Annotated in this window: 1 protein-coding gene; it reads right to left on the reverse strand. The window is 76.1% G+C overall.

Annotation, left to right across the window (positions count from 1 at the left end; all coding sequences use genetic code 11):
• Positions 1-1,237 (reverse strand): bifunctional DNA primase/polymerase (locus AB6N24_RS23075; protein ID WP_412871692.1); only part of this gene is annotated, 1,237 nt, incomplete at its 3' end.
• Positions 1,238-1,359 lie beyond the last annotated feature (122 nt).

The raw sequence follows: 1,359 nt of genomic DNA on the forward strand, positions 1-1,359 counted from the left end.
TCAGGGCGTACAGGTCGGCCCGTTCGCCGCGGGCGGGTTCGATCAGGTCGATCCACCCGCCGGGCTCGTCGGCCAGCCGGCGCAATACGGCGGCGACGGAGGAGTACTCGGTGCCGGTCGCCACGGCCAGGGACCGGGTACCGAAGGCGACGTAGCGGCTGCCGGTCTTGTGGGCAGCTTCCCCGAGCGCGCGCAGGATGAACCGGGCGAGGTGGTTCCTGCGTCCGGGCAGGCGGTGCAGCTCGAACGCGCGGAGCAGGGTGCGCCAGGTGCGGATGTGGTCGTGATCGTCCGGCGTCTCACCGAGGGGGGAGCCCCCCGCTAGTGATTCTGAGTGGCTTGTGTGTGATCTACCGGCAGGCCTCTGCCCGCCCTCACCTGCGGTTCGCTGCGAGTGGAGGAAGGTGCGGGCCTTGGCCCAGTCGCCGGCGAGGGAGGTGTGCCGGCGGGTGGGGGCGTACTTGGCGTACAGGGCCGCCAGGCCCGGCCAGCGCCCGTCGGCGACCCGGGCGGCGACGTCGACGAGCTCCCAGCGGGCGGCCACGGCCGCGGTGACGACGCCCTGGCGGGCCTCGGACGCGGAGGCGTACCCGTGGCCCTGCCACTGCCCGGTCTCGGCGATGTGCCGCACCCGGGACCCGATCGCCCGCCGCGCCCCCGTGGGCACCTCCTCGACGTCCGGGCGCGCCGCGGCGACGCCGGGCGCGTCCGGGTCGGTGGTGGGGAGGGTGGCGTGCCAGGCGGCGATCTCCGCGGCCAGGTCGGTGCGGATCGCCTCGAGGACCTCGGGCCCGTTCGGGCGGCGCAGCGCGTCGTAGGCGGCCGTCAGCGACATCGTGAGCGTCTGGTGGCCGCCGGACTTGTGCGCCGACCCGGGGGGGCGGATGCACCCGGTCTTCAGCGACCGGTGCGGGCCGGCGTCCAGCGTCGGGTGCGAGGCGGCCAGGGCCTCGACGACCTCCCGGGCGGTCTCGTACGGCACGCGCTCGCGCAGCGGGACGTAGATGTGCACCCCGCCGCTGGGGGAGCGGTCGGTCACCACGCGCGCCCCGCGCGCGGTCAGCCAGGCGATCAGGCGGGCGGCGTCGGCCTCGACCGCGGGCGCGCCGCCGCGGGAGGCGTCCAGGTCCAGGCACAGCGTCGCGCAGCACCCGTCCGGCCCGTACACCCGCACCGCGGCCGGTGCCTTAGGCAGCGCGAGGGTCAGGGGACGCTCGTCGCGGCTGCGGTACTCCAACCGGCCACGCGAGCTCACGACCCCGATCCGCATCCGCGGGGTACCCGCGATCCCGGCCGCGCAGGCCGACCACATCGCGTGCGGGGTCGCCAACGACGGGCGTTCACCCGGCGTGTCGCTCG

The organism is Cellulomonas jepli (assembly GCF_047229345.1).
In the GTDB taxonomy this organism is placed as follows: Bacteria; Actinomycetota; Actinomycetes; order Actinomycetales; family Cellulomonadaceae; genus Cellulomonas_A.